Here is a 24758-nt window from a genome sequence, read left to right as displayed (position 1 = left end):
CGAGGTGGAAATCATTCGTCAGCTTGATCCTCGACCCGGACGGCACCTTGGTGATCCCCGGCCGCAGTATATCGTGCCGGAGGTCAGGATCACCAAAGTGGGAGGCGAGTATCGCATCGAGCTGGACGACGACGGGCTGCCGCATCTGCGCATCAATCCGCTTTACCGACGCATGCTTAAAGCGGATAATGTGTCCAAAGAAACCCGCGAGTTTGTGCGCGAACGCCTACGGGCCGCCGTCGAGCTGCTCAAAAGCCTGGAACATCGCCACCGAGCCATTTATCGCGTCTGCGAGGCCATCATTCGCCGTCAGCGGGATTTCCTCGATCATGGCGTCGAGTACCTTCGTCCCATGCTGCTCAAAGACATCGCGGAAGAGCTGAAACTGTCGCTCTCAACCATCAGTCGTGTGGTCAACAACAAATACATCGAAACCCCTCAGGGGATCATCGAGCTGCGCCGATTCTTCACCGAAGGCGTGATGACCCGAAATGGTGAGGAGGTCTCCACGCGCGTGATCAAACTTCGCATTCAAAAGATGATCGAGAACGAGGATCCGGCAGCACCTTTGACCGACGATGATCTCGTTCAAATCCTGGCTCGGGACGGCATTCATCTCAGCCGGCGAACGGTCACCAAATACCGGAAGCAACTGGGTATCCCGAGTTCGCGTGATCGTCACGCCGCTGTAGGGAGGGGAGCATGACAGTCGAAGTCACCGCACGCAATATTGACGTTACGCCTCGTATCGAGAATCGAGTGACCACGGCGTTACGCAAGCTCATGCGCGTTCTTGACGATTCCGCATCCGCTCATGTGATCCTGTCGGCGGAAAAGCATCGGTACAAGACGGAGATCATTTTGACCTGGCGTGATCATCAATTCACGGGGACGGCGGAAACGACGGATCTCACCCGTTCCGTCCGTCAGGCGCTGGCTCGGCTGGAACGTCAAACGCTCAAGCAAAAGGAGAAGTTCGCCACCCGCCGGCGACTCAACAAAAAGACGGCCAAGACGATTACCGTGGAGCCGATTGCGAGTGAGCCCCGGATCATCAAGACGTCGCGCTACGAAGTCAAGCCTCTGACGCCGGAGGAAGCCGCCCAGCTCTTGATGATGAGCACAGATGACTTCCTCGTCTTTCGTGATGCCGAGAAAGGGCGCGTGGCGGTGATCTATAAACGGCAGGATGGCCACTTTGGCCTGATCGAACCCTGATGACCTCTCCCGTCAGCCCAGAAATGACCGTCTCGGAATTGATGGCCCGTGTGCCGCGTGAACTGGGCCTCCGGTTGATCGCGGGAGAGGCGGGACTGGAAAGGAAAATCACGATCCCCCGTATTCAGAAGCTGGGATTGGCCCTGGCGGGATTTGTCCATTACGTGCATCCGGGGCGCGTGCAGATCATCGGGCAGAGCGAGATTCAATTTCTTCAACAACTTGACCCGGCCCGCCGACGTCAGGCTATCGAGAACCTTCCGCTTAAGGACATCAGTTGCGTCCTGGTGACGAAGGGGTTGATCCCCCCGGCGGAGTTTCTCGACATTGCCGAGCGGGAGGGGATCCCTGTTCTGGTTTCGACGCTGGTCAGCTCTCAAGCCATCCTCAAGCTCACGGAGTTCCTGCAGCGGCAGCTCGCTCCTCGCCAGTGGGTTCACGGCGTGATGGTCGAACTCTTCGGCGTCGGTGTCATTTTGCTGGGAGAATCGGGATTGGGAAAGAGCGAGTGCGCCCTGGACCTTGTTTTGCGCGGGCATCGCCTGGTGGCCGACGACATCATCGAAGTCCGGGCCGTGGCCTCCGATCGCCTCATCGGATTTGCTCCCGAACGAGTGCGTCAGCATATCGAGATCCGGGGATTGGGAATTCTCAACCTCAGGGACATTTTCGGCATCGCGGCCATTGCCGAGGAAGCACCGGTGGACCTGGCCATCGAGTTTGAACGGTGGGATCACACCAAAGAATATGACCGCCTGGGCATGACGGATGAATCGGTGGAGTGGCTGGGCGTTCGGGTGCCTCTGCTGCGCATACCGGTCTCGGCCGGGCGCAACCTGACGACGCTGGTGGAAGTGGCTGTGCGAATGCATTTGCTCAAAACTCAGGGAGTGGATGCCCAACGAGAGTTGATACGACGGCATGACGAACTCGTTCGGCAAGCACGCCCGCCGGGCCCCGTGGAAGGGCATCCTCGGAGCGCGCCATCAGCGGAATCGGCTGCTCCATTGACCAGTCAACGATGACCGCACTGTCGCCCCAGATCATCATTATCACCGGGCTGAGCGGCTCGGGAAAGACCTCCGCCGTGAAAGCCTTCGAGGACCTGGGCTATTTTTGTGTGGATAATCTGCCCATTCAGCTCATCCCGACCTTTGTCGAACTCTGTCATCGCTCGGCGGAAACACTTCAGCGGGCGGTCATCGTCGTTGATATTCGGGAACGGGAATTTCTTCCGGAATTTCCCCGGATTTATCGGGAGTTGAAAGAGAAAGGGACGAGCTTGAAGATCGTCTTCTTCGAGGCCGGGACGGACGTGCTCATGCGACGGTTCTCCGAGACGCGGCGACCGCATCCGCTGGCCGGAAATGATGCATCGCTCGAACGGGCGATTTCCCGCGAACGCGAAGCGCTGGCGGAGATTCGCGCTCTCGCCGATCTCATCGTGGATACATCCTCTCACACCGTTCATAGTTTGCGGCGCACGCTGCTCGACCAGTTCAGCGAGATCGGCCATCCCCTGGAGATGATCGTGACGCTCATCAGCTTTGGCTTCAAGCATGGCGTTCCCGCTGGAATTGACCTCTTGTTCGATGTTCGATTCCTTCCGAATCCTCATTTCGTCCCGGAACTTCGTGCCCTCACCGGACGGGATGGCCCGGTGGTCGAATACTTGAACGCCTCCGATGAGACGAAGGAGACCATCACTCACATCGAGCGGTTGCTGGCCTTCCTGCTTCCTCGGTACCAGCGAGACGGACGCGCCTATGTGACGATCGGGATCGGGTGCACAGGGGGCCGCCATCGGTCGGTGATGGTCGTCGAAGAGATCGGCCGATCTCTCAGCCGACAGGACTACAAGGTGAGGGTCCTCCATCGGGATGTGGACAAACTCTAACGATCCCTTGCGCCATGAACGCCGGAGCCCCTACCCTGAGAGTGTGGGCTCTCATTGACAATAAGGGGCACACAAGGAGAACGCTATGGCTCTGATCGGAGGCGTCATCATCAGTCACGGACTGGTGGCCGCTGAATTGGTGAAGGCAGCGGAAATGATCGTCGGCTCGCTCGATCACATCACGGCCGTCTCTCTCGGCTGGCATGATGATGTGGAGCAGGCGCGGCGAACCATCAAGCAAGCCATAGATCGGGTGAACCAGGGGCGTGGTGTGCTCCTTCTCACCGACATGTTCGGGGGAACGCCGACCAATATCGCGGCGACGTTCCTCGGGGTGGAGCCCGTGGAGGTCGTGACCGGCGTCAATCTCCCCATGATCATCAAGCTGGCGAACCAATCTCCCGAGGATGATCTGGCGACGGTCGCCCGGAAGGTGAAGGAGCAGGGACAAAAAAACATCTACATCGCCAGCGAAATCCTCACGCCCAAAAAGAAATGACGTCCATGCGACAGGCCACCGTCACCGTCGCTAATCGTTTAGGGCTTCATGCGCGGGCTGCAGCCCGGCTCGTCGGTCTGGCCAGTCGCTATCAGAGCAAAATCACCCTGGCACGCCTGGACACGGGACATCAGGTTGATGCCAAGAGCATCTTCGGTGTCCTGCTCCTGGCAGCGACCGAGGGAACGGAACTGATGGTAACTGCTTCCGGCGTGGACGAAGATGATGCTGTGGAGGCCATCCGTTGTTTTATTCAATCGCGTCTCGGAGAAGAATGAGCGTCACTCGTGCCGGAGCGCGTCGTCCTGCCATATCCGCTGGCAGTGAAAGCGACCAGCGTGGTCACGTCATCATGATGTGGGAGAGCTTATCAGTGACTCAACTCTGGCGCTGTCGCCGTGCGGCGATCACCGTTGGGCATTTCTTCATGAAGCCAGTCACGAGGGAAGGTTGACCGATGACGAGTACACCTCAGTCAGGAGGTTCGTTGACTCTTAAAGGACTTGGGGTTTCCCCGGGGATTGCTCGAGGCACCGCCGTCCATTTTCACTGGCGAGGCCGTCATGTGTTTCGCGTGGATCTGACCGAGGGCGAGGTGGACCGAGAAATCAAGCGACTTCACCGTGCGCTGCGGGTCGCGCGACGCCAGTTGCAGACCATCAAGAGGCGAGCGGAACGGGCATTGGGGAAAGAGCACGCCTACATTCTCGATGCGCATCTCCTCATGCTGGAGGATCAAGCCGTTATCGGTGAGATCGAAGCTCTGATCCGCGCCTCTCGGGTCAATGCCGAATGGGCCGTGAAAGTGGTGACGGATCGCTTGGTGGACATCTATTCGGAGATTTCCGATGACTATTTGCGGGCGCGGGTGAGCGACATCGAGGATGTCGGTCGTCGCCTGATCAGCGTCTTGCTGGGAACGCAGAGGTCGCGCTATCACAACCTCCCTCCAGCGACCGTGCTCGTAACCGAGGAGTTGTTACCGAGCGCCCTGGTGGAACTCGATCTCCGTTCCGTCGTGGGTTTCATCACCGGGATCGGCGGCTCGACCTCACATACGGCGATCATCGCCCGCAGTCTGGGGATCCCCGCGGTCGTGGGATTACACGAAGCCATCCACAGGATCGAGAATGATGTGCCGGTCATCGTTGACGGGACAACCGGATCGGTCATCGTTTCGCCGACACCGGAGGAGATTGCTCGCTCAGAAGCTGAGCAGAAAGAGCGCGAGCGACGGTGGTCATGGTTGGGCGAGCGGCTGGCGCTTCCGGCGGAGACGCTCGACGGCGTCAGAGTCACGTTGCGGGCGAATATTGAGCTTCCGTCGGAACTGGACGACGTGGCGCGATATGGCGCCAGCGGGATTGGTCTTTTTCGGTCGGAATTCCTCTATCTGCAAGCCGCGCCGGACGTACCGTCGGAGGAGACTCAGTTTGAGATTTACAAGCGGGTGGCGGAAGCAGCGGGTCCCTCGGGTGCCGTCATCCGCACGGTGGACTGGGACGAGACTCGGCTGCCGCTCGGGACGGGCAGTGCTACCCCCGTCTCACGAATCGGCGACGTCGGTCTTGAGCGGAACCCCGCCCTGGGACTGCGGGGGATCCGTTTCTCGCTTGCGGTGCCGGACCTGTTTCGGACTCAACTGCGGGCCATCGTTCGAGCTAGTGCTTATGGCACGCTTCGCATCGTCCTTCCCCTGATCACGGGCGTGGAGGAATTCCGCCAGGCGCGTCGGATTCTGACCGATATTATTCGGGAACTGCGGAATGAGGGTCAGAGGGTGGCCGATACAGTTGCCCTCGGCGCGATGATCGAAGTTCCGGCAGCCGTCTTGCTCGCCGACCACCTGGCCAGGGAATGCGACTTTTTCAGTCTGGGAACGAACGATCTGACACAGTACCTGCTGGCGGTGGATCGGGATAACGATCGCGTCGCCCATCTGTACGATCCGTTGCATCCGGCCATCCTTCGTGCTCTCCACCATACCATCCGCGCCGCCGAGGGCACAGGCATTCCCGTCGAGGTCTGCGGGGAAATGGCCGCCGATCCGCTTCAAGCGCTCGTTCTCCTCGGTCTCGGCGTGCGCATCTTCAGCATGAGACCGAGAGCCATCCCGGTGATCAAGGAGGTCTTTCGTTCGGTCAGCATCGCTGAAGTGACCGACGCTGTCAGTTCGGCCCGCGAGTGCGCCTCGGCCGATGAGGTGCGAGCTTGCCTGCGCCAGAAATTGGCGGATGTCGTGCCCGATGCCTTTCCTTTGTCCGAACCCTGAACGCATCTTCCCGGAACTGTGAAGGGAAACGAGCGGACGACAAGATCTCATCCATCATCGCCGATTCGCATCGTGCGCATCTTCTCTCGCCTGAACATCGGCGGCCCGTCCCGGCATGTCATTCTGCTGACGGCCGGGCTCAATGACGATACATTCCAGACAACCCTGATCGTCGGGCGAGAAGGCGCCACCGAGGGCAATATGTATGCCGATGCGGTGACTCATGGAGTCCAGCCGCTGATCATCCCGGAACTCCGACGTGAAATTCATCCGCTGAACGATCTCGTGGCACTCTGGAAACTCTATCGGACGATAGATCGTCTGAAGCCCCACATCGTTCACACTCATGCGTCCAAAGCCGGCGCACTTGGCCGTGTGGCGGCTCGCGCTGCCCGCGTTCCCATCGTCGTCCATACTTTTCACGGACATACGTTCCACTCTTACTTTCATCCTCTCGCGGCGCGATTCTTTCGCTTCATCGAAGCGCAGCTCGCTCGCCGGACAACCCGAATTGTTGCTGTGAGCGAATCGGTGAAGCGCGACCTGATCGCCTATGGTATCGCCGATGAGAATCGAATCGTGGTCATTCCCCTGGGCCTGGAACTCGATCGCTTTGTGACGGCCTCCCGGTTCCGTGGGGACCTTCGGCGCGAATTGGGGCTTGGGCCGAACGCGCGGGTGATTTGCTCGGTCGGTCGTCTGGTCGCTGTCAAGAATCATCGGCTGTTGTTTCAGGCCATGAAGTATGTCGTCGAGCAGATGTCGGATGCGGTCCTGGTCGTTGTGGGGGATGGCGAGCTTCGTCGGGAACTGGAACGTGCGGCGGCCTCGCTATCGCTCGGGCAGCGAACGTATTTCCTCGGCTGGCGCGATGATCTGGAGCGGATTTATGCCGATGCCGATGTCGTCGTCAATCATTCATTGAACGAAGGGACACCTGTCGCACTCATCGAAGCGATGGCGTCAGCACGACCGGTCATAGCGACACGCGTTGGGGGCAATGGCGATGTCGTACGGCCTGGGGAAACGGGATGGCTCGTCGAGGGAAACAATCCGCGAGATCTTGCCGATGCAATCGTTCATGTCCTCACGCATGAGGAAGAAGCCCAACGCATCGCCCACCAAGCCCAACAATTCGCTCTGGGCCATTATGGCGTCAAGCGGCTCATTGAGCGGATGAAGGAATTTTACCTGTCGCTTCTCGAAACTGACGCCGGATGAGCCGGGGGGACTCTCCAGGGATGACACGCAGGGAAGCATGATCTGGCATGCGCGAGCAAGTTGAGTCGTGTGTGTCAAACTGCTCGAGGGGAGGGGATCATGGCAAAAATTCGCTCCTTCATCTGCATAGAGCTACCTGACGAAGTGAAGACGGAAATCGGTCGGTTTCAGGCGCAATTCACGAACGAGCCGGTCTCTGTGAGCTGGACAAAAGCGGAGAATATCCATCTCACCCTTAAGTTTCTTGGCGATGTGGAGGAGTCGCGGCTCGCCGACGTCCGCCGTGTCCTTACGGATGTGGCCGGTCGGTTCGGTCCCTTTGAACTTGTCGCCCGAGGTTGTGGCGTTTTCCCCAGCGAGCGCGCTCCCCGGGTTCTCTGGATTGGGGTTACTGAGGAGGGGGGACATCTCCCGCGTCTGGCCGGAGCAATCGAGGAAGCGATGGCGGGACTGGGCTTCGCGCGAGAGGGCCGCCCTTTCCAGGCGCATCTCACCATTGGCCGTATTCGGGCGGCGACGGGCGCACGCGAGCTGGCGCGAAAGTTCCTCGCCCTTCATTTTTCGACCGGGCCGTTCCGGGCCGACCGAATCACGCTCATGCGAAGCGACCTCCGGCCGAGTGGCGCCATTTACACCCCTCTTCAAATTATCCCTCTTGGTTCATCCTGATGCCGCCGATGACGCTCACCCCAAATCGAGGAACGTTCCGGACGATGGGCCCTCGGCGACCTTTCGTGGCGATGGTGTCGTTGATGAGCTTCTGGTGGGAGGAATCTCGGTCCATCGTGGGAGAAGGCGAGCTTGACAGGCTGCGGGACGTTTGTTACCGTGCTGGAGCTGAAATACGAGGACCGATCGAGCAGGGCAACGGTAGCCGTACGACGGTGATCGCAGGCCCTCGGCCCTATCTGAGACAACGAGGGGGAACGGTGTGAATTTTCCGGGACGTGCTCTCTCGCGATTCTTCCTCTGGTGGCACCGGCGCGAACTGGCCGAGTTGTTGCCGTTTCCTCGGCGCATTAACATCGAGACGACCAGCATCTGCAATCTCGACTGCATCATGTGTCCCACGCAATCGAAAGCCCGCGCCGAGGGCACGATGACCATGGAGATGTTCCGCCGGCTCGCCGATGAGATCGGCAGCCATGGTGCCGACATCGTGTGGCTTCATGCCTGGGGGGAGCCGCTCGTGGATAAGTGGTTGTTTGATCGGATCGCTTACATCAAACAGTTCTCGGCCATTCGGAGTGTCGTCATCAGCACTAACGCCACGCTCCTGCGGGGTGAGAAGGTCGTTCGATTGGCTCACTCTGCTCTGGACACGGTCGTTTTCAGCCTCGACGGCGTGAGGCCGGAGACCTATGAAGCAATTCGACGGGGGGCGCGGTTTCACCAGGTGATGGACAATGTGCGGGCGTTCCTTGAGGCGCGGCGCACGGCCAACGGGCGCGGCCCGCGCGCCGTCTTCCAGATCATCGCCATGCAAGAAACGCGGGAAGAAATCGAAGCCTTCAAGCGTCAGTGGCACCCCTTCCTTGAACCGGGCGATTACATTCACGTCAAAAGCTTCAATACCTGGGCGGGGAAAACCAAAGACCGCGGATTCCCCACACGTGGTATAGACTTTCGCGTCCCCTGCACGGCGTTCCTGTGGGACGCCCTCACCGTTTTGTGGGACGGGACGGTTGTTCCGTGTTGTTTTGATGTGGACGGTCAGATGGTTGTCGGTCGCTTTGGCGAGCAAACGCTGGAAGAGATTTGGCGGGGTGAGCCGTTGGCGGTTGTCAGAGAGCGGCATCGCGCTCTGGACTTCTCGCGCTTGCCATTATGCGCCGCCTGCCAGCACACCCACGCCCAGCTCAACCAGGAGCGCGTGTGGAACTTCCTCGTGGCGCGATTTCGATCGCGTCGGCCCGATTCCACCTCCGAAGGGAAGCCTGCCTTTTGAGAATTGCTCTTCTGGTCGCCATCGTTGTTGGTTCGATTCTTCTGGTGAATCCACTCTACAACTATCCCGTCGGCGATGACTGGACCTATGCGCTTTCCGTCAAACACCTGTACGAGACGGGTCATCTTCGACTCGCCGACGAATCGGCTGCCAGCATTATTTTCCAGGTCGTTTGGGGATACCTCTTTTGTCTTCCCTTTGGATTCTCTTTCGGCGCATTGCACCTCTCAACGCTCGCGCTCAGTCTCGGAGGGCTCATCGGGTTCTACAAGCTGTGCGAGCAGCTCACCGAGATGAATGCTCCCCAGGACCGGGTATCGCGCTGGCTTCCTCTTCTTGTGACGCTGACGCTGTGGTTCAACCCCATCTATTTCACGCTGAGCTTTACATTCTACACGGACGTTCCTTTTTACGGGTTGATGATCCTCGCGCTCGCCTCGTTCGTGCTGAGCCAGACCAACCGCCCGCGTGAGATCTTTTTCTTTGCGCTAGGCTGCCTGTTCTCGAGCTGCGCCGTACTGGTTCGTCAGTACGCCATTATATTGCCGCTGGCGGTTGCCCTCCTTCTCCTGGCTCGGGTGTGGAAGGTGCGGTCGGGAAGGATCGCAGCACTTCTGCTGATGGCTCCTGTAGCGACCCTCGCCGCCTTCTACTACTGGTTGACGGTGCACCACGGGATCCCCACGCAGTTTCGCTTCGCTCAACTGGAGATGCTGAAAACCTATCGCATCGCCCGGGATGTCTACCGTGTGCCCATCGTGGCCGTTTTCTATAGTGGACTTTTCTTCCTCCCGCTTTCGCTCGCTGTGCTCAGCCGGGAGGGCCTTGACCGGTATCGCGCGTGGGTCAAATACCGGAACACCGGGGGGAGGCAAGGTGAAACGGCTGGTGGGTATTTCACTGTGCGGCGTGGCGTTGCGGTCCTCCTCGGCGTGACGGCTGTCATCCTCTATGTCGCGTCGCATCGGCTCATGCCCTATCTCACCGATTCGCCAATTTTCCCTCAAGGAGGAAGGACACTCTCGCTCGGTCTCACGATGGGCTCCGTTGTGAGTGCGGCAGTTCTGGTCGAACTGATCGGAAGAGAATCCTGGCCCTGGCTGGGCGATACGCTTCGGCGGCGAGTCAGACTGATATTTCCGGCGACGGCCTGCATCGTCGTCGTTAGCCTTATCCTGGCATCGGGCATCCTTGATCGAACGATCGAGCAGCTTGTGGATCGTGCCCTGGTCGCCTACTATGTGCGATACTCGTCTGAGATTCCGACAAATCAGAGCCTCGAGTACTGGCGAAGTCGCGTAGGGGAATTCTCCGGGGGAGCGAAACAGATTCTTTACAGCATGGGCATCGTGGGAGTGATTCTCAGCCTCCTCGCCGGGTCCCTTCGAGGTCGCCTGGGCCAGACCGGTGACCGACAGGGAGCGACGCCATCTCCGGAAGCCACTCTGAGCCTCGCAACGATGCTTCTCCTTGCGGGGACGTTCGTTCTGATCTCTTGCCGATTTGATCGCTACATCTTCATTGTGTTCCCATTCGCTCTGGTGGCGAGTTATCGCTCGCTAATGGTCAAAAAAATCTCTCCGTGGGTGGCGGCTGGAGGAATCTTCGTGCTCGCCCTTGTTTCCGTGGCTTCGACTAAGACGATGATCAGCGGGTACGCGGCGCTGTTTCGAGCGGGAGAGGAACTTTTGCGTCGTGGCGTACCGCTTGAGCAGATCAATCTCACCTACACGTTCAATGCCTGGATGCTGTATCAGCAGGGATACCGAACGATTGAACGAGTCGGCCAGCCGAGCTACTGGGTCTATGCGGCCCGTCCGGACTTCGTCTATTTTGGCGGGAAGCCAGACGGACCCGCCCGTGTCGTCATCGAGGTCCCCTTCACGAACTACCTTCGATTACGCCGTGACCGGGTTCAGGTCTGGGAGAAGCTTTCGGCGTCGCCTGTGGTAAAATGACCCTGTGCTAACGGCTCAGGTGCTGGGGAAGGTCCTCGCCGGGAGATGAGCGTGACGACCTGGAAGACGCAGCTTGAGCGAGTAAGTCAGCGCCTGCGGGAGAGGATTCTCGCGCCCACCCCTTATGACATCCATTATGTCAATTTCGCCGTCACCTTCCTCTGTAATTCACGCTGCCGCATGTGCGACATCTGGGAGATTTATCGCGGCAGGGGAGCGGCAGCTCGAACAGAACTGAGCCTGGCGGAAATCGAAAGGGTTTTCACTTCTCCCCTGTTCGGTCGGCTTCGGTCAGTCTCGCTCACGGGCGGAGAGGTATTCCTTCGTCGGGATTTCGCGGAGATCGTCGGGTTTTTCCTGGGTCAGTTTCCCCGGGCAACGATCACGATCCCGACGGGTTCGATCAATCCTGAATTGAACGCTCAGACGCTGCGGCGGATCATGCGTGACTATCGTCCGGAAAAGGGACGTATCTTTCTGTCAGTCTCTCTCGATGGCATCGGTGCGACCCACGACCATCAGCGAGGCATCCGGGTCTTCGACAAAGCGATGCGCGTGATCGAGGATGCACTGTCTCTGGACGGGCTTCGGGTGGGAGTGAGCTTCACCATCACGCGCGATAACTGGCGGGACCTGCTCGGTGTTTATCGCTTCGCCCGGGAGAAGGGGATCGAATTCAGCGCCCAGTTTGTGCACAGCAGCGAGACCTACTATGCCATGACACACTCTCCAACGGGGTGGAGGCGCGAGGATTTGCAGATGATCGAGCACGCTCTCAAACAGATCACGGCCGACATGATGGCTCGGATGTCGCTCCGTCAGAGGGTGACCGATGTGCGCGCCTACTATTTCCATCGTATGGTGGATTACCAGTCGCATCCCCGACGGATTTTCACCTGTTATTCAGGAACGCACTCGTTCTATCTCGATCCTTACGGGAACGTCTATCCGTGCATCACGCTCAATAAGAAACTGGGCAACGTACGGGAACGCCGATTTGAAGATATCTGGCTGAGTTCCGAGGCGCAGGCGATTCGTCAGCAGATCGCCGCCCGGCGGTGCGAGTGCTGGACGCCGTGCGAAGCGTTACCGAGCCTCGGGCGGAGTCCCAAGCCGCTGCTTTTTAATCTCACGCGCCGGTGATGCGTCCCAGGGGCTCACAGCGTCGCGGGTTATCCCGTCATCGTCGGAATGAAGATCGCTCTTTACAATCCCGGCTGGCACGTCATGGGGGGAGGGGAGAAGTACTTTGCCACGATCGCGGAGATTCTCAGCGCGGATCATCAGGTGGATCTCATCATCGCTCGCCCCTTTGATTTTTCCCTGCTGGGAGATCGCCTGGGCGTTGGCTTGTCGAGCGCGGGGCGCGTCGAGATTCAGGGGAATGCCGTTGTGGAACCCGGAACTCCGTTCCAGTGGTTGAGGAATCGCGCCCGTGTCCAACGTCTGCGACGGGAAATTCGGCAGGTGACGTCGCGCTATGACCTCGCCTTCATGCTCGAATCCGATCAGCCGTTCGCTCTTTCGGCTCGACGAAACATTCTCCACATTCAAATCCCACATCGGCGATGGGCCCCCGGTGAGTTCCTGCTGGCGATTTCCGAACGGCGGTACGGGGAAGCCCGGCGGGCACTGGCGCGTCAGGTGATTTTTCGGCGGGCACTTCGCTCGTTCGATTTCATCCTCTATAACTCGCATTTCACGGCTCAGGTCGTGGACGCAAACTGGTCCCCCGGTATTCCCTCTGCTGTTCTCCACCCGCCGATTGATGTTCCCGCGACAGGCCCTCGATGGGAGGAGAAAAGCAATCTCATTCTGAGCGTTGGACGATTCTTCGTCGGCGGTCACGAGAAACGACACGCCGTTCTGATTCATGCATTTCGACGGTTTTGTGAGCGCGCGCCGGGTCATTGGGAACTTCATCTTGTCGGGGGGGCCGGGAGTGACCCGGAAACGACACGTATGATCGCCGAATTGAGGGAGAGTGCTCGGGATCTTCCCGTCGTGTTTCACATCAACGCGCCACGAGCTGAACTCATTCGTTTATACCGGGCCGCGAAAATGCTCTGGCACGCAAGCGGCTTCGGAGTGGATGAATCGAAACATCCCGACCGGGTGGAGCATTTCGGAATGGCAGTGGCCGAAGCGATGGCTTATGGTGTGATTCCGCTCGTCGTGAATCGCGGGGGACTTCGCGAGATCGTGCAGCACGGCCTGAGTGGGTATGTTTGGGAGACGGTTGATGAGTTAGTCCAGCAAGCCCATCATCTCACTCGGAATGAAACATCTGCTGCTCTCAGCCGCGCGGCCTATGAGCGCAGCCGCCATTTTTCCCGTGCGCGGTTTGCCGAAAAACTGCAAGAGATCCTGCGGTCTTTGTCGGTTTGAGAACGGCGTGGTCAGCCTCCGCACCTCCGGCGACAGAAGCGCCGTGGTCCACGTACAAGATTATTCGCTGTCGAGCAGTTCGCGCGCCCGGCGAAAAACGGCATGGAACATTGGCCGGGTTAGCTTCCCCGTGAAGGTGTTTTGCTGGCTGGGATGATAGGAGGTGAGCAGCGTGATGCGGGGGGTGAGGGCAATTTCAACTCCGTGTGCAAAACGGGGAAGCCTCATGTCGGCAGGGCGATTGGTCTTTTTTCCGGGGACGGGCGTGGACGGCACGGAGGGTCCGCTCAATCCTGGAGCGGGAGTTGAAGAAATCGAGAGAACATCCTCTTTGGTTTCAGGACGCGACGAAACGATGAGCTGTTGTCGTTCGCGGAAGGCTTTGATCACGCCCTCATAAGCGATGCCTCCAAGAGCAATCACAACCCGAAGCCGGTGGAGAAGCTCAAGCTCGCCGAGGAGAAATGGACGACATTGAAGAAGTTCCGATGGGAGAGGTTTGTTACCGGGTGGAGCGCACCGCAGGACGGCGGTGATGTAGCAGTCACGAAGGCGCAATCCATCATCTCGGTGGCGAGAAGTTGGCTGACTGGCGAAGCCGAATTCGTACAATGCGCCATAGAGCCAGTCGCCGCTACGGTCTCCGGTAAACATTCTCCCGGTGCGATTGGCTCCGTGGGCAGCCGGTGCCAGCCCGACGATGAGCAGACGGGCCTGCGGATCGCCGAAGCCGGGAACAGGCTTTGCCCAATACTCCCAGTCGCCGTATCTTCGAGGCTTCCGAAGGGCTGCTTCCTTACGCCATGACACTAACCGTGGGCAGCGCGCACACCGAATAATCTCCTGCGCCAGAGCTTCAAGGGAGGAATGAGCCATCACGGACTTTCGCCTCATGGGATTTTACGTGGGCTGAGAGTCCCCGATGAAGCGCGGGCGGCTTGCTTGGGACATGCCGAGCCATGAGGATCTCGGATAAACCGGAGTCGTCCGAGCACGGTCTTACTGAGGATAAGGGCGGAGGCGAGGAACGAACCCCGTGGGAATAACCGGCACGGACGTGAGAAAGACGGAGTTTGGGTACTGGACTTCGACGAAGTAGACAACTGTGCTCCAGTCGAGCATGCCGACGAGGGTGACCACAAAGGAGCCGTCGCGCTGACGGCTCATGGGGATTCGGCGGAAGGTGTAGGCCCGATCGGTCGAATATATCAAGAGCGCCCTGGATGCTCCGGGAGCTGTCTCTGCAGGGATGACGAAGGTTGTTCCGAATTGCGTCTGGTTCATTTGAACTTCCGGCAGGGGCGGCAAGGGTTTCCCAGTTCCCCAGTGGGCAGCGAACCATGCTGCCAGATCTCCGAACATGCGTTCAAGGGCGCGATGGGTGTTGTTATAAGTACCGAGCAAGATGGACGTCGTGGCAAAGTAGCCGTGATCCCAATCGAAGATGACCTCCAGCCGCTTGTCAGGAGCTTCGACAGCCTCGAAGGTTGATCGTGTGGTATCAATGGGGAAGAATTCATCCTGTGCGCCGTTGATGAGCATGACGGGAGCATTCTGGCGGTGGGCATATTGCAGGGGATCGAGGTAACGGGCGAAGGCCAGCGCCTGAGGGCTATCAGGTGCGACGCGAGCTTCTCCCAGAGGGAAGTGAATGAACCAGGATCCCGAAGCGAGCGCGCGTGGCCAATCTCCCGTCGCCATGATCGGGCAGGCAGCGACCAGACGATCATCCACACCATTGGCGATCCAGGTCATTAGTCCGCCGGCCGACACGCCCGTCATCGCTATTCGATTCGGATCTACCTCCGTGAGCGTGGTTAAGTAGGTCACCGCCCGCATGGCCGAGTAGGCATACTGGTAGAGCCAGCTCTGCTGAATGGGATTGGTGCGGAGCCAGTTCTCCGCCGTCGAGGGGCGACCCGTCGAGCGCCCTTGACCTGGACCGCTAAAGGAAATAACAGCGGCCGACAGAAGCGCAGCCAGTGTCCGCGTCAATTGTTCATCCGCCTGGCCTCCTGCGCCATGACCAAATACTACCGCCGGGAGCGAACGCGGCTCGGCGTTGACCGGAAGGGCAACGAAGCCATGGACGCGCACCGGAGCTTCCGGATCAGGATACGAATCGAACATGACCTGGAAGACCTTCAGACGGACACCGTTGACGGTAACATGGGAGGGAGGAGCCACCACTTCGGTATTCAGTGTTGTTGCGTCCTTGATTGCCGCAAGGTCCCAGATCGCATCAATGTCCGCGTCCGAAGGGCGGACGGTTCGCGGGGCCGGCTGGGCCACGGTGGGTGCCGGGGGTGGGACGAGAGCAATCGCCGTCCCGCCGATCAAAAGCCCCAGCAGGACTCCGGCTCGCTTTCGTCGTCCTCGATTCATGCCCCCAAGTGTATCACAATCTTCGAGTGATGCAATCAGCAACTTTTTTCTTGACAAGTTTTGGACTTGCGTATACTCTATGGCCCTTGCAGGAGCAATTTCGTGAGCGAGTGCTTGGCTCTGCGACTCCACTGCATCATTGAACCGTAAAGGCAGGCAATGGAGTGTGCCGGAACAACTCAGGGCAGACGCTTCAGGTTCGCCCCCAGAGTCAGTCTCTCTGACCATCCGCAGCTCATGGCCAACTACGGTCCTGGTTTTTCTCGTCTCACCGGTGAGACACGATACTCTTTGTTGAGGAGAAGGAAGGATGATCTATCGGTACGCCAATATTCCCGCGAGAATTGCTGCGACAGGGTCCTATTTGCCCGAGCGTGTGATAACCAACTCCGAGATTCTGGGGTTGGAGGAATCAGACGGACAAATCCGTCGCCTGCTGGGAGCCGTGGAACGCCGAGCAGCCGCTGAAGAGGAAGCCTGTTCGGACATTATCGTAAAAGCAGCCCGCCGAATTCTCGAGACGGCCCGGTTATCCCCTGAAGACATTGACCGCATCATTGTCAGCGCCACCCCGGGAGATTTCCACGAACCCTCTACGGCCAGCGTGGTGCAGTATAAACTACAAGCCCATTGTCCGGCTGTGGACATCGGAATGTCTTGCGTGGGCTGGGTCGCGGGCATGGATTACGCTCTGCGCTGTCTGGCCACGGGCGACCGACGAGTCCTGGTGCTAGCGGGAACGATTGTGTCGAGAGGCAATCCCTTCCGCAATCCGATGCATCGCGCCATCTTCGGTGATGGAGCCGGTGGAGTACTTGTCGAAGCCTGTGACCGAGGCCACATCCTCGCGGGTGGGCTCTGGACGCAGGGGCAATACTACGATGTCATCAACATGCCCCATGCCACTTCCATCCACCCCCCGCGCATTCCTCTTGAGTACAAGGGCAGCTTTTTCATGGGGCGGCGGGAGATCATGTTTGAAGTCCTGCGAAATCATCTCGGTTTGTGCATTGACGGCGCTCTCCGCGAGGCGGGCTGGACGCAGGATGATCTGGACGTGGCCTTCATCCATCAACCCAGCAAGCCGTTGTTTGAAGAAGCAGCCCGAGCTTCCCGCGTTCCCCGCGAAAAGATCATTCACGACTATGAGCGCTACGGGAACACCATCTCGGCCGAGTTGCCCATCTCGCTTGACGAAAATGTTCGCAAGGGACGAGTCAAGCGTGGGGATAAAGTTCTCATGGTCACCTTCGGCGCGGGCTTCAATGCGGGCGTTCTGGTCTTCGAATACTAACGGGCCAACCTTTCCGCTTCCCCCGAGTTGAGGGAGAGTGACGGTGCGGTTCGCAACTAAAGTGAGAGAGTGACGGGCATGGCCGTCAGGTTAAAGAAACGGATTCTCGTCACTCCGGCTTCCAACATCCTGGCCCATGCCGGCCGGTGTGTGCTGCTTGCCACCGAGTTAGCGCAGCGAGGCCACGAGATCATCCTCGCCGGGAGTCCGCGCTATTTGCAGGACCCACAGGTAACTGCTGATTCCTTCCATTACCGTCCGTTGCCGGACTTCGAGGCATCGGAAGGACTAACCCTCTTGCGAACTCTTCACCGTCGCCCAGGGCATCGCCTCCTCCAGGAGCACATTCAGGCGGAACTCGACCTCATTGACCAGATAGCACCCGATGCTGTGATCATTGACTTTCGCCTCACCATGTATCTGTCGGCGATGATTCGGGGAGTTCCGCGAATTTCACTCTTAGGAGGTCGCTGGCTCCCATCGCGTGCGGCTTATCCTTACCGAGCGTTTCGCACGTATCCTCATTACCGGCTGATCAAACGATTGGTGGGACGCGCCGGTACGGATTGGCTGGTCCCTCAGCTCCTGAAAGTGGTGCTCTGGTATAAGATGGCTCCTTATCGCACGCTGATGAAGCAGCTCGGGTTGCCAGTCAAGACGCATCTGTGGGACCTCCTTGAGGGGGAGCTTAACCTCGTTCTTGATAGCGAGCGTCTCGCTCCGTTGAACGAGCTTCCTGCTCACTTCGTGCGCGTCGGACCACTTTACTGGTCGCCGTCCGGGCCACTTCCGGAGTGGTTCGAGGACGTCGCATCGGATCGTCCTCTCGTTTACGTCACGATGGGAAGTACAGGACATCCGGCTTTGTTCCCGTTATTGATCGCACTCTTTGCGGATCGCGCTTTCAATGTCATTTTGACGACGGGCGGGCAGGTGAGCATCGAGGAAAAAGACCTGCCCACGAATATTCGGGTCGCGCGGTTTCTGCCGGGAGGAGCCGTCATGCAGCGGGCCGATGTCGTAATCTGCCACGGCGGGGCCGGGAGCGTCTACCAGGCCATTTCGGCAGGTAGGCCGGTTATCGCCATCGCTACGCATTTCGAGCAGGAGCTGCTCGGGCAACAAATTGAAGCCGCCGGAGCGGGAATCCTCCTCAGCTTGCACGAGGTCCTCGCCGAGCCGACTCTTGTCATGCAATCGGTGAAGCACATTCTCGACAACCGGGATCACTATACCAGTTGCATGAAGGTGTTGCGGGATAGTCACGCCCGCTATGATCCCGTTCGGTCCGCTGCCGATGCGATTGAATCATTTCTTGGAGTCGGGTCAGAGGAGTTGGCGCGAGTCGGAGTCCGCCTGGTCGGCGGGTGAGGGTTTTCAGGGCGTTAACGAGAATGAAGCCATCGAGGTTGATGAAAGGAAGAGGATGATGCAAACCGTACTGGTCTTAGCTCTCTGGAGCGCAGCGGTAACCTGGACTCTCCTCCTCATGGTGGTTCTGGCTTTGCGTCGTTTTCGCCATGCTCCCCGCCCGACGGATGCTGATCCGATGGAAGAGCCCGAGGATGCGCCCCTTGTCTCAATCCTCGTTCCCGCGCGCAACGAGGAACATCGCATCCTGAGGCAGTCTCTCGCTTCGATGCTGGCACAGAATTACCCGGCCATCGAGGTCATCGTCGTCAACGATCGTTCGACCGACCGGACGCTGGAAATCTTGAGAGAGGTGGCCGAATCGGACTCCCGGTTGCGCGTCATTGATGGGGAAGAACCGCCCCCCGGATGGCGAGGGAAGCCCTTCGCGCTTCAGCAAGCGTTAGCTCATGCCCGAGGCGAGTGGATCCTCTCCATTGACGCCGATATTCTTCTCGATCCGGAGACGGTGCGGAAAGCGCTCGCACTGGCAAGGAAGTATCGCTGCGATGCTCTATCGCTTTTGCCCCGGATGGATTATGTCAGTTTCTGGGATCACGTCATTGAACCGCAAGCCCTGAACTTGCTTCGGCTGGGCATGCTCATTGGATCCGTCAAAGCCCGATTACGGTGGGCTTGCGAAGGGGGGGCGACTCACGCGCCTGCCGCGCACGCAGACCACAAGAAGCAGGGAATTTCCTTCAATCCACTCTTTTTCCTCAGCGCCTATGTAGGTGATCAAGCCTTCACCATCGGGGCCTTTACACTCGTGCGACGCCGTGCGCTCGATGCTATCGGTGGCTATGCTGCTATTCGCTCAGAGGTGATGGATGAAACGATTTTAGGCATCCGATTACACCAGCAAGGATTTCGCGTCTTCGCAGTTGAGGGGACGCATTTAATTCATACACCCGCGCGGGTGGCCTTTTCCGAACTATGGGAAGCCTACAGCCGAGTGATCTGTCCGGCTGTCGGTCGAAATCCGCTCGTGCTCATGGCGAGCGTGGCGACGGCTGCCATCCTGACGCTTCTTCCCGTGGGGGTCCTTATTGCGACGTTCCTCGGGATGATCCCAACCGACAGAGATATGGCTGCGGTCATTGGTTCTGCTGCCCTGGGCTATCTGGCAATGGTCGCCGTGGGAGCAATACTGGCTGAGGAGGATCGTCAACCGGGGATTTACCATCTGGCTTCGTTTGTCGGTTTCGCTGTCTTCATCGCTATTGCCCTATCGTCGGTGTGGAGGCGTTACAAGCAGCGGGACGTGATTTGGAAGGGCCGTCCGGTCTTTCTGCAAGGTATGGCAGAGCCGGGCCAGATTGCACAGCACGAGAGGCAGGGATGATTCAGAAGCTATCTTCTTCTATGCGGGAATTCCCGTTCAGGGGGTGAAATCACCTCATGCGGCGCACCACGGAGGTAGCCAGCAAAGAATACTTCGAGTATCTGCGGGCGTCGTTCTTGCCGGAGTTCTGCATTAGATTGGGACGCCGGTGGTTCTTTCGCCCCTTGGCGCGAGTTTTTCGAGGCCGGGTGCTTGACATCGGCTGCGGCATTGGACACTTCTTGAGCGTCTATGCCCATGCGCTTGGTCTTGATGTCAATCCTCACTGCGCACGGTACTGCCGGGAGCAAGGATTCAAGGTTATCAGGGGAGATGCGTCTTTGCTCCCCTTCCTAAATGCTTCATTCGATGGAGTCCTACTCTCGCATATTCTGGAGCATCTGGAGGATCCCAGTGTGACGCTCGGTGAGGCGGTGCGTGTTCTGAAAAGTGGTGGCATCCTCTACATCAGAGTCCCAACGGCAACGGGATACCTTATTGATCGAACACATAAGACCTATCTGACCTATCCATCCCTCCGCGACATGTTGCGCCGGTTAGATTGTTCGGTCCTCAAGCACCGGTACTACCCCATTCCCTGGAAAGCTCTGGGGGAAGTCATCGTCTACAACGAGCTGCGGATCATTGCCCGAAAGAGCGATGGGAGGGAACGTGCTGATAATGTGCGAGGAGAGGGAGGCGTTCTTCCCGTCGAGGAACCAATCATTGTAGATCGAGCGAGGAATAAATAGATGATGGTGGCAGAGAATCGAAAGCAGCCAGGGCTTGTCGCCGATTGTGGACGCGATTCGCTCAACATAGCTTTTATCGTTGGAGTTGCCCGATCAGGGACGAGCATCCTGGGCGAGTTGGTGGCTGCTCACCCGGAGGTGAAATATATTTTTGAGTCTTATGTCCCCTGGCGGATTGTTGGTCGGGGAGTGAATGGGTCGGATCGGTTTACGGCGGATCAGGCGACGCCAATGGTTCGCTCGTTCATTCGGTGGTGGTTTCGCTGGCGTAAGGGGGACGCTCGAATCATTGTCGAGAAGAATCCCCGCAACATTCTCCGGATTCCCTTCCTGCGGGCTGTCTTCCCGGAGGCTAAAATCATTCACATTGTGAGGGATGGGCGAGATGTTGCCTGTTCGCTCGTTCCAGGGCTTGGTGGGCGATGGTGGGCTCATGAGCGGCCCCCACAGTGGCGTGATATTTTCGCTCGATACCAGGGAGTTATCCGCTGCGCCCACGCCTGGAATGAAATTGTTCGCACGGGTCTGGCTGATCTCGCCGGTGTTCCCCATCTTCAGGTCCGTTATGAGGACTTGGTCGCCCGGCCCCACGACGTGGCGCGACAGATTTTCGACTATCTCGGTCTGCCCCTTCATCCTGCCGTTACGGAGTTCTGCTGCAATATTCAAAATTCAACCGAGGGCTCCTATCAGGCGAAATACCAGTCGGTTTGGTTCCGCCGTAATCACCGACAGCGTGTAGGGCGCTGGCGCGAAAATCTCAGCGAAGAGCTACAACGTGAAGTGCTGCAGATCCTGGAGCCAACGCTCCGGCGGCTAGGATACGTAGTCTGACGAACGAAATGTCTGCAGTCACAATTGTGACATCTATGTATAATGCCGGCCCTGCCGTGCTGGAGGTCATAGACCGGCTCTTTTTTCCGAGTCTTGTGCGGAACGGTTCGGCGGATAAGCAGCTCATCTTACTTGATGATGCATCTCCCCTTCGGAAGGAAACCCTCATGCTGGTGGGGAAATATGAGGCGGAATTTCGACGCGTCTTTGGGGATTTCCAGTTCTTGCAGAACGATCATAACCGTGGCTTCGGAGGAAGCTACAATCGCGGGATGCGCCGAGCCGATGGGCACCATGTGATCCTTCTGAACGACGACGTCTATCTCCCGCGGGGGTCGCTGGACGGGTTGCTGGACGTTTTGCGCCACGAGAGTGGGGCCGGGCTGGTCGGCCCGGTAACCAACTGGGTATGCGGGTATCAAAACACGCGCCTCTTCCCGCGTCTGAAGGATTTCTCGCCCGCGGAACTGGAGCGCATCGAGGCGTTCGCCCGCGAGTTGAGACGGCGCGTCGGACGACGCGTGATTCCTGTCACCCGGCTCATCGGGTTCTGTCTCGCCATCTCGGGCGATCTCATTCGAGAGATCGGGTATTTGGACGAGTCCTTCGCGCACGGACTCTACGAAGATGACGATTACTGTCTCCGGGCGCGGAAGGCCGGATTCCAACTGCTCGTGGATGCTTCGACGTTCGTCGAACATGGGGGACCGCAGGGGGGTGGTATGTCCTTTCGGCAAAATCTCGTGAAGACGCTACGGGCAGCATTCGCCAACGGCATGCGTCTGGCAAAGAAACACGATCTCCCCCTCTCCGCCATCGCTCGACAGAGCCTGGAGGGCTTTTTGCAGTTCTTCCTTGATCGTCATACCGTCACAGCGTATCTGAAGCCCTTTCTGACCGATGGAATGGAAGGGCACCATGTCTGAGCGTGATATCGTCCTCACGGGCATTCCTCGATCAGGGACGACGCTTGCCTGCTGGTTACTCAACCAGCTCCCCGATGTCGTCGCGTTGGTTGAACCACCAATGGGCGTGCGATTTTGGCTCGGTCGCTGGGACCGAAGATTAGCGCGTTCGGGCCTTCGGCGATTCTTCATTAAGGTCCGCGAGCGCCTCGCTGCAGGGCGCCCGGTCCCATCCCTCCACATTGATGGAGAGATCCCCGCGAATCCGGTGGAGGAGCAGCGCGTCGGGCCATTGCGTCGCCATGTGGCTCGATACGGAAAGGTTCACGTTGCGAAACGCCTCTCCATGCGCTTCTGGCTCATCGTGAAGCATCCGGGTCCTTTCACAGTGCTCCTGAGCGAATTAATACATCACTTCTCCGTTTACGCCGTCGTTCGCAATCCCCTGGCCGTGCTCGCCTCGTGGAATTCCGTCTCCCTGTCGCTGAATAAGGGGCGTGTACCCGTGGGCGAATGGCTCTATCCGTCTCTCCGGAGGACACTCTCCCGGATCGGGGATCGGTGGGAGAGGCAGCTCTATCTTCTCGACTGGTTCTTCGAGACCTATCGGCGCGTGCTTCCGGAGACGGTGATCCTTCGCTACGAAGACATCATCGCCACTGGTGGGCGCGCGCTCAGCGTGATCGTTCCGGAGGCTGCCGAGTTGACCGTCTCCTTGCGGAGCAGAAACGCGAGTTCGCTCTACGACGCCTCGCTCATGCGCGCTCTGGGAGAGCGGTTGCTCAAGAGCGATGGAGCGTTTTGGGATTTTTACTCGCGGGAGAGTGTAGAACAACTCCTTGCCGAGGTTGGCCAGTGATGCGCCTGGGCATGCTGATGCGTTCGGTGGACGCTCCCAGTCATCGGGTGTATCGGGAAAACCTGGCGAGGATCCTTGTGGCTTCGGGAATTCACGTAATCCCGATGCGCAGGAGGGGGCGGATTCCTCCCGATTGCGACCTGGTCTGGGATCCCGGCCTGGGAATGCGCCCGATTCCCCCGATCTTACGGGAAAGCCGTGTTCCCGTCATTGTGACGTTCCACGGAGCGCGTATCTTCTCGTCTGCTTATGTCCCGAAGGCAGAATGGGTGGTCGCCCGCATTTATCACCCCTGGCTGAAGGCTCGAATCCTGCGAGATCGAAGGTGGTTTCGAGAGATCGTAACGGCAGTGATCGCACCTTCGCGATTCGCCGCGCAGGAAGCTTCGGAAGTTTTCGATGTCCCACTTGAGAGAGTTCATGTCGTCCCGCACGGCGTTGACCACGCGCTGTTCAGGCCGGACGGAGACGTCCTCGTGCGCGAGCGCCCGTATCTGGTTCATATCTTCGGGGGAAACCCGATGAAAAACACCGAGCGAGTTCTCGCAGCGTATGCCCGGCTGCCGGAATCCTCTCGCCCCGATCTCATCGTGCTCTCGCCCTGGGATTGGCGCATGCTAGCGATGTTTCGAATTCGGGGAGTGAAGGTCATCCGACGGCTTCTTCCCCAGACCGAGCTTGCCGCGTGGTATCGAGGGGCATTGGGACTCGTCGCGCCTTCGCTGCGGGAAACGTTCGGTCTCACGCTCGTGGAAGCGATGGCCTGTGGATGTCCGGTGGTCACGTCCAACCGCACGGGTTGCGCCGAAGTCGTGGGGGAAGCGGGACTGCTGGTGGACCCGTATTCGGTGGATGAGATCGCTGAAGCGATGCGACGGTTGATCACAGAGGATTCCCTGCGGCAGCAGTTGCGGGAGCAGGGGTTTAGGCGCGCCCAGGCGTTCAGTTGGAGCCGCTCAGCCGCTGAGCATGCGCGGATATTTTCGCACGTGGTAGGTGGATCCTCGTCCTATCGGTCTTCGTCGGACTGAAGTCTCGTGGCGGGTGGCCGTCTACTTTTCGGTTCGAGAAATCTCCGGCGAAGAAAATATGAAGCAGTTGTGGAGCTGGTATCGCGTCGGTTTCAGGAAGAAGAAGGGGACTATTTTCGGAGAAATCTCCCATGCGCTATCGCATGCCGCAAATATGAAAACCTGGGGGCGCATCCAGCCAGCAGCCGTGGCCATTAGTTCCACCGAGCACGCGGGAGGCACGCGGTTCCAGGAGATTTTCAAGGGAATCGCTCATGCGCTATCGCACGCCACGAAGAATGAAAATGGGTTTGCCAACGGATGAAAAGTGCCAACGGATGAGTGATCCGTGGGAACCTTTCATCCCTGGGGAGATGATTTTCAAGGGAGGCTTCTGAGGTGATCACAGTGGGGCATCGGCACACGCCCGGCGGAAGCGCGTCGGAGGTGGGTTGGCACATTGGCCTTATCTGGTTCGGATCACCCCCGTACTCATCCCTGAAACTGACCGCTCCCCACGACTCCTCGCCTCCCCGGAAATTCCCGGAATTCTCGCGTGCTCCTGTTCTACTTCCGTTCTCGGT

The 24758-nt window shown here is 58.7% G+C and carries 24 protein-coding genes; 22 read left to right on the top strand and 2 right to left on the bottom strand.

Annotated elements, in window-relative coordinates; translation table 11 throughout:
• The 13 genes from VNM72_07755 to VNM72_07695 form a co-directional block, all read left to right on the top strand.
• Nucleotides 1-706 (top strand): RNA polymerase sigma-54 factor (locus VNM72_07755; protein HXF05295.1); only part of this gene is annotated, 706 nt, incomplete at its 5' end.
• Nucleotides 703-1218: a ribosome-associated translation inhibitor RaiA gene (gene raiA / locus VNM72_07750; GenBank protein HXF05294.1), complete on the top strand. Its 516-nt coding sequence runs from the start codon at nucleotides 703-705 to the stop codon at nucleotides 1216-1218. The genes VNM72_07755 and raiA, both read left to right, overlap by 4 nt.
• Before the next feature lie 23 nt (nucleotides 1219-1241).
• Nucleotides 1242-2243 (top strand): HPr(Ser) kinase/phosphatase, encoded by a 1002-nt coding sequence (hprK, locus tag VNM72_07745; protein ID HXF05293.1) that lies wholly within the window; start codon nucleotides 1242-1244, stop codon nucleotides 2241-2243.
• Nucleotides 2240-3115, top strand: a complete 876-nt coding sequence (gene rapZ / locus VNM72_07740; GenBank protein ID HXF05292.1) for an RNase adapter RapZ — start codon at nucleotides 2240-2242, stop codon at nucleotides 3113-3115. The genes hprK and rapZ overlap by 4 nt, the downstream gene beginning before the upstream one ends.
• 85 nt (nucleotides 3116-3200) lie before the next feature.
• Nucleotides 3201-3614 (top strand): PTS sugar transporter subunit IIA, encoded by a 414-nt coding sequence (locus VNM72_07735; GenBank protein HXF05291.1) that lies wholly within the window; start codon nucleotides 3201-3203, stop codon nucleotides 3612-3614.
• Between the two features lie 5 nt (nucleotides 3615-3619).
• Nucleotides 3620-3892, top strand: a complete 273-nt coding sequence (locus VNM72_07730) for an HPr family phosphocarrier protein (GenBank protein ID HXF05290.1) — start codon at nucleotides 3620-3622, stop codon at nucleotides 3890-3892.
• A gap of 209 nt (nucleotides 3893-4101) precedes the next feature.
• The gene (ptsP, locus tag VNM72_07725; protein HXF05289.1) at nucleotides 4102-5886 is read left to right on the top strand and encodes a phosphoenolpyruvate--protein phosphotransferase; all 1785 of its coding nucleotides are present in this window, start codon (nucleotides 4102-4104) and stop codon (nucleotides 5884-5886) included.
• Nucleotides 5887-5904: 18 nt separating this feature from the next.
• Nucleotides 5905-7107 carry a glycosyltransferase family 4 protein gene (locus tag VNM72_07720; protein HXF05288.1) on the top strand — a complete coding sequence of 401 codons (1203 nt, stop codon included), beginning with the start codon at nucleotides 5905-5907 and terminating at the stop codon, nucleotides 7105-7107.
• A gap of 99 nt (nucleotides 7108-7206) precedes the next feature.
• Nucleotides 7207-7776, top strand: coding sequence for an RNA 2',3'-cyclic phosphodiesterase (gene thpR, locus VNM72_07715; protein HXF05287.1), 570 nt, complete (start codon nucleotides 7207-7209; stop codon nucleotides 7774-7776).
• Between the two features lie 262 nt (nucleotides 7777-8038).
• Entirely contained in the window at nucleotides 8039-9055 is a 1017-nt protein-coding gene (locus VNM72_07710; GenBank protein ID HXF05286.1) for a radical SAM protein, read from the top strand.
• Nucleotides 9052-11013, top strand: a complete 1962-nt coding sequence (locus VNM72_07705; protein HXF05285.1) for a hypothetical protein — start codon at nucleotides 9052-9054, stop codon at nucleotides 11011-11013. The genes VNM72_07710 and VNM72_07705 overlap by 4 nt, the downstream gene beginning before the upstream one ends.
• A gap of 51 nt (nucleotides 11014-11064) precedes the next feature.
• Entirely contained in the window at nucleotides 11065-12156 is a 1092-nt protein-coding gene (locus VNM72_07700) for a radical SAM protein (GenBank protein ID HXF05284.1), read from the top strand.
• A gap of 48 nt (nucleotides 12157-12204) precedes the next feature.
• Nucleotides 12205-13401 (top strand): glycosyltransferase family 4 protein, encoded by a 1197-nt coding sequence (locus VNM72_07695; protein HXF05283.1) that lies wholly within the window; start codon nucleotides 12205-12207, stop codon nucleotides 13399-13401.
• 60 nt (nucleotides 13402-13461) lie between these two features.
• Here VNM72_07695 and VNM72_07690 read toward each other — a convergent pair whose 3' ends face one another.
• Both VNM72_07690 and VNM72_07685 read right to left on the bottom strand, forming a co-directional pair.
• Nucleotides 13462-14211, bottom strand: coding sequence for a uracil-DNA glycosylase (locus VNM72_07690; GenBank protein ID HXF05282.1), 750 nt, complete (start codon nucleotides 14209-14211; stop codon nucleotides 13462-13464).
• 189 nt (nucleotides 14212-14400) lie between these two features.
• Nucleotides 14401-15786, bottom strand: coding sequence for an acetylxylan esterase (locus tag VNM72_07685; protein HXF05281.1), 1386 nt, complete (start codon nucleotides 15784-15786; stop codon nucleotides 14401-14403).
• 310 nt (nucleotides 15787-16096) lie between these two features.
• On the opposite strand from VNM72_07685, the gene VNM72_07680 reads away from it, so the two are divergent.
• The 9 genes from VNM72_07680 to VNM72_07640 all read left to right on the top strand — a co-directional run bounded on the left by VNM72_07680 (nucleotide 16097) and on the right by VNM72_07640 (nucleotide 24499).
• A complete protein-coding gene (locus tag VNM72_07680) occupies nucleotides 16097-17080 on the top strand; it encodes a ketoacyl-ACP synthase III (GenBank protein ID HXF05280.1) in 984 nt (327 codons plus the stop codon).
• A gap of 78 nt (nucleotides 17081-17158) precedes the next feature.
• Entirely contained in the window at nucleotides 17159-18451 is a 1293-nt protein-coding gene (locus VNM72_07675; GenBank protein ID HXF05279.1) for a nucleotide disphospho-sugar-binding domain-containing protein, read from the top strand.
• Between the two features lie 55 nt (nucleotides 18452-18506).
• Complete coding sequence (locus tag VNM72_07670) at nucleotides 18507-19835, top strand: glycosyltransferase family 2 protein (GenBank protein HXF05278.1); 1329 nt, start codon at nucleotides 18507-18509, stop codon at nucleotides 19833-19835.
• 56 nt (nucleotides 19836-19891) lie between these two features.
• A complete protein-coding gene (locus VNM72_07665; GenBank protein HXF05277.1) occupies nucleotides 19892-20566 on the top strand; it encodes a class I SAM-dependent methyltransferase in 675 nt (224 codons plus the stop codon).
• Nucleotides 20567-21400 (top strand): sulfotransferase, encoded by an 834-nt coding sequence (locus tag VNM72_07660; protein HXF05276.1) that lies wholly within the window; start codon nucleotides 20567-20569, stop codon nucleotides 21398-21400.
• Nucleotides 21401-21408: 8 nt separating this feature from the next.
• Nucleotides 21409-22326, top strand: coding sequence for a glycosyltransferase family 2 protein (locus VNM72_07655; GenBank protein ID HXF05275.1), 918 nt, complete (start codon nucleotides 21409-21411; stop codon nucleotides 22324-22326).
• Complete coding sequence (locus VNM72_07650; protein HXF05274.1) at nucleotides 22319-23164, top strand: hypothetical protein; 846 nt, start codon at nucleotides 22319-22321, stop codon at nucleotides 23162-23164. The genes VNM72_07655 and VNM72_07650 overlap by 8 nt, the downstream gene beginning before the upstream one ends.
• Nucleotides 23164-24195: a glycosyltransferase family 1 protein gene (locus tag VNM72_07645; protein HXF05273.1), complete on the top strand. Its 1032-nt coding sequence runs from the start codon at nucleotides 23164-23166 to the stop codon at nucleotides 24193-24195. Before VNM72_07650 ends, VNM72_07645 begins: the two co-directional genes overlap by 1 nt.
• Before the next feature lie 58 nt (nucleotides 24196-24253).
• On the top strand, nucleotides 24254-24499 hold the full coding sequence (locus VNM72_07640) for a hypothetical protein (protein HXF05272.1): 246 nt from the start codon (nucleotides 24254-24256) through the stop codon (nucleotides 24497-24499).
• The last annotated feature ends 259 nt before the right edge of the window (nucleotides 24500-24758 follow it).

This window comes from Blastocatellia bacterium, from assembly GCA_035573895.1.
GTDB lineage: Bacteria > Acidobacteriota > Blastocatellia > HR10 > HR10 > DATLZR01.
Note: the sequence above shows the minus strand (reverse complement) of the source record. Positions and strands in the feature narration are given on the sequence as shown.

What these genes read in the sequence shown, in the direction of transcription:
- raiA (HXF05294.1), top strand. Translation starts at nt 703, where the DNA reads ATGACAGTCGAAGTCACCGCACGCAATATTGACGTTACGCCTCGTATC.
- hprK (HXF05293.1), top strand. Translation starts at nt 1,242, where the DNA reads ATGACCGTCTCGGAATTGATGGCCCGTGTGCCGCGTGAACTGGGCCTC.
- rapZ (HXF05292.1), top strand. Translation starts at nt 2,240, where the DNA reads ATGACCGCACTGTCGCCCCAGATCATCATTATCACCGGGCTGAGCGGC.
- VNM72_07735 (HXF05291.1), top strand. Translation starts at nt 3,201, where the DNA reads ATGGCTCTGATCGGAGGCGTCATCATCAGTCACGGACTGGTGGCCGCT.
- VNM72_07730 (HXF05290.1), top strand. Translation starts at nt 3,620, where the DNA reads ATGCGACAGGCCACCGTCACCGTCGCTAATCGTTTAGGGCTTCATGCG.
- thpR (HXF05287.1), top strand. Translation starts at nt 7,207, where the DNA reads ATGGCAAAAATTCGCTCCTTCATCTGCATAGAGCTACCTGACGAAGTG.
- VNM72_07695 (HXF05283.1), top strand. Translation starts at nt 12,205, where the DNA reads ATGAAGATCGCTCTTTACAATCCCGGCTGGCACGTCATGGGGGGAGGG.
- VNM72_07685 (HXF05281.1), bottom strand. Translation starts at nt 15,786, where the DNA reads ATGAATCGAGGACGACGAAAGCGAGCCGGAGTCCTGCTGGGGCTTTTG.
- VNM72_07680 (HXF05280.1), top strand. Translation starts at nt 16,097, where the DNA reads ATGATCTATCGGTACGCCAATATTCCCGCGAGAATTGCTGCGACAGGG.
- VNM72_07675 (HXF05279.1), top strand. Translation starts at nt 17,159, where the DNA reads ATGGCCGTCAGGTTAAAGAAACGGATTCTCGTCACTCCGGCTTCCAAC.
- VNM72_07670 (HXF05278.1), top strand. Translation starts at nt 18,507, where the DNA reads ATGATGCAAACCGTACTGGTCTTAGCTCTCTGGAGCGCAGCGGTAACC.
- VNM72_07665 (HXF05277.1), top strand. Translation starts at nt 19,892, where the DNA reads ATGCGGCGCACCACGGAGGTAGCCAGCAAAGAATACTTCGAGTATCTG.
- VNM72_07660 (HXF05276.1), top strand. Translation starts at nt 20,567, where the DNA reads ATGATGGTGGCAGAGAATCGAAAGCAGCCAGGGCTTGTCGCCGATTGT.
- VNM72_07655 (HXF05275.1), top strand. Translation starts at nt 21,409, where the DNA reads ATGTCTGCAGTCACAATTGTGACATCTATGTATAATGCCGGCCCTGCC.
- VNM72_07650 (HXF05274.1), top strand. Translation starts at nt 22,319, where the DNA reads ATGTCTGAGCGTGATATCGTCCTCACGGGCATTCCTCGATCAGGGACG.
- VNM72_07645 (HXF05273.1), top strand. Translation starts at nt 23,164, where the DNA reads ATGCGCCTGGGCATGCTGATGCGTTCGGTGGACGCTCCCAGTCATCGG.
- VNM72_07640 (HXF05272.1), top strand. Translation starts at nt 24,254, where the DNA reads ATGAAGCAGTTGTGGAGCTGGTATCGCGTCGGTTTCAGGAAGAAGAAG.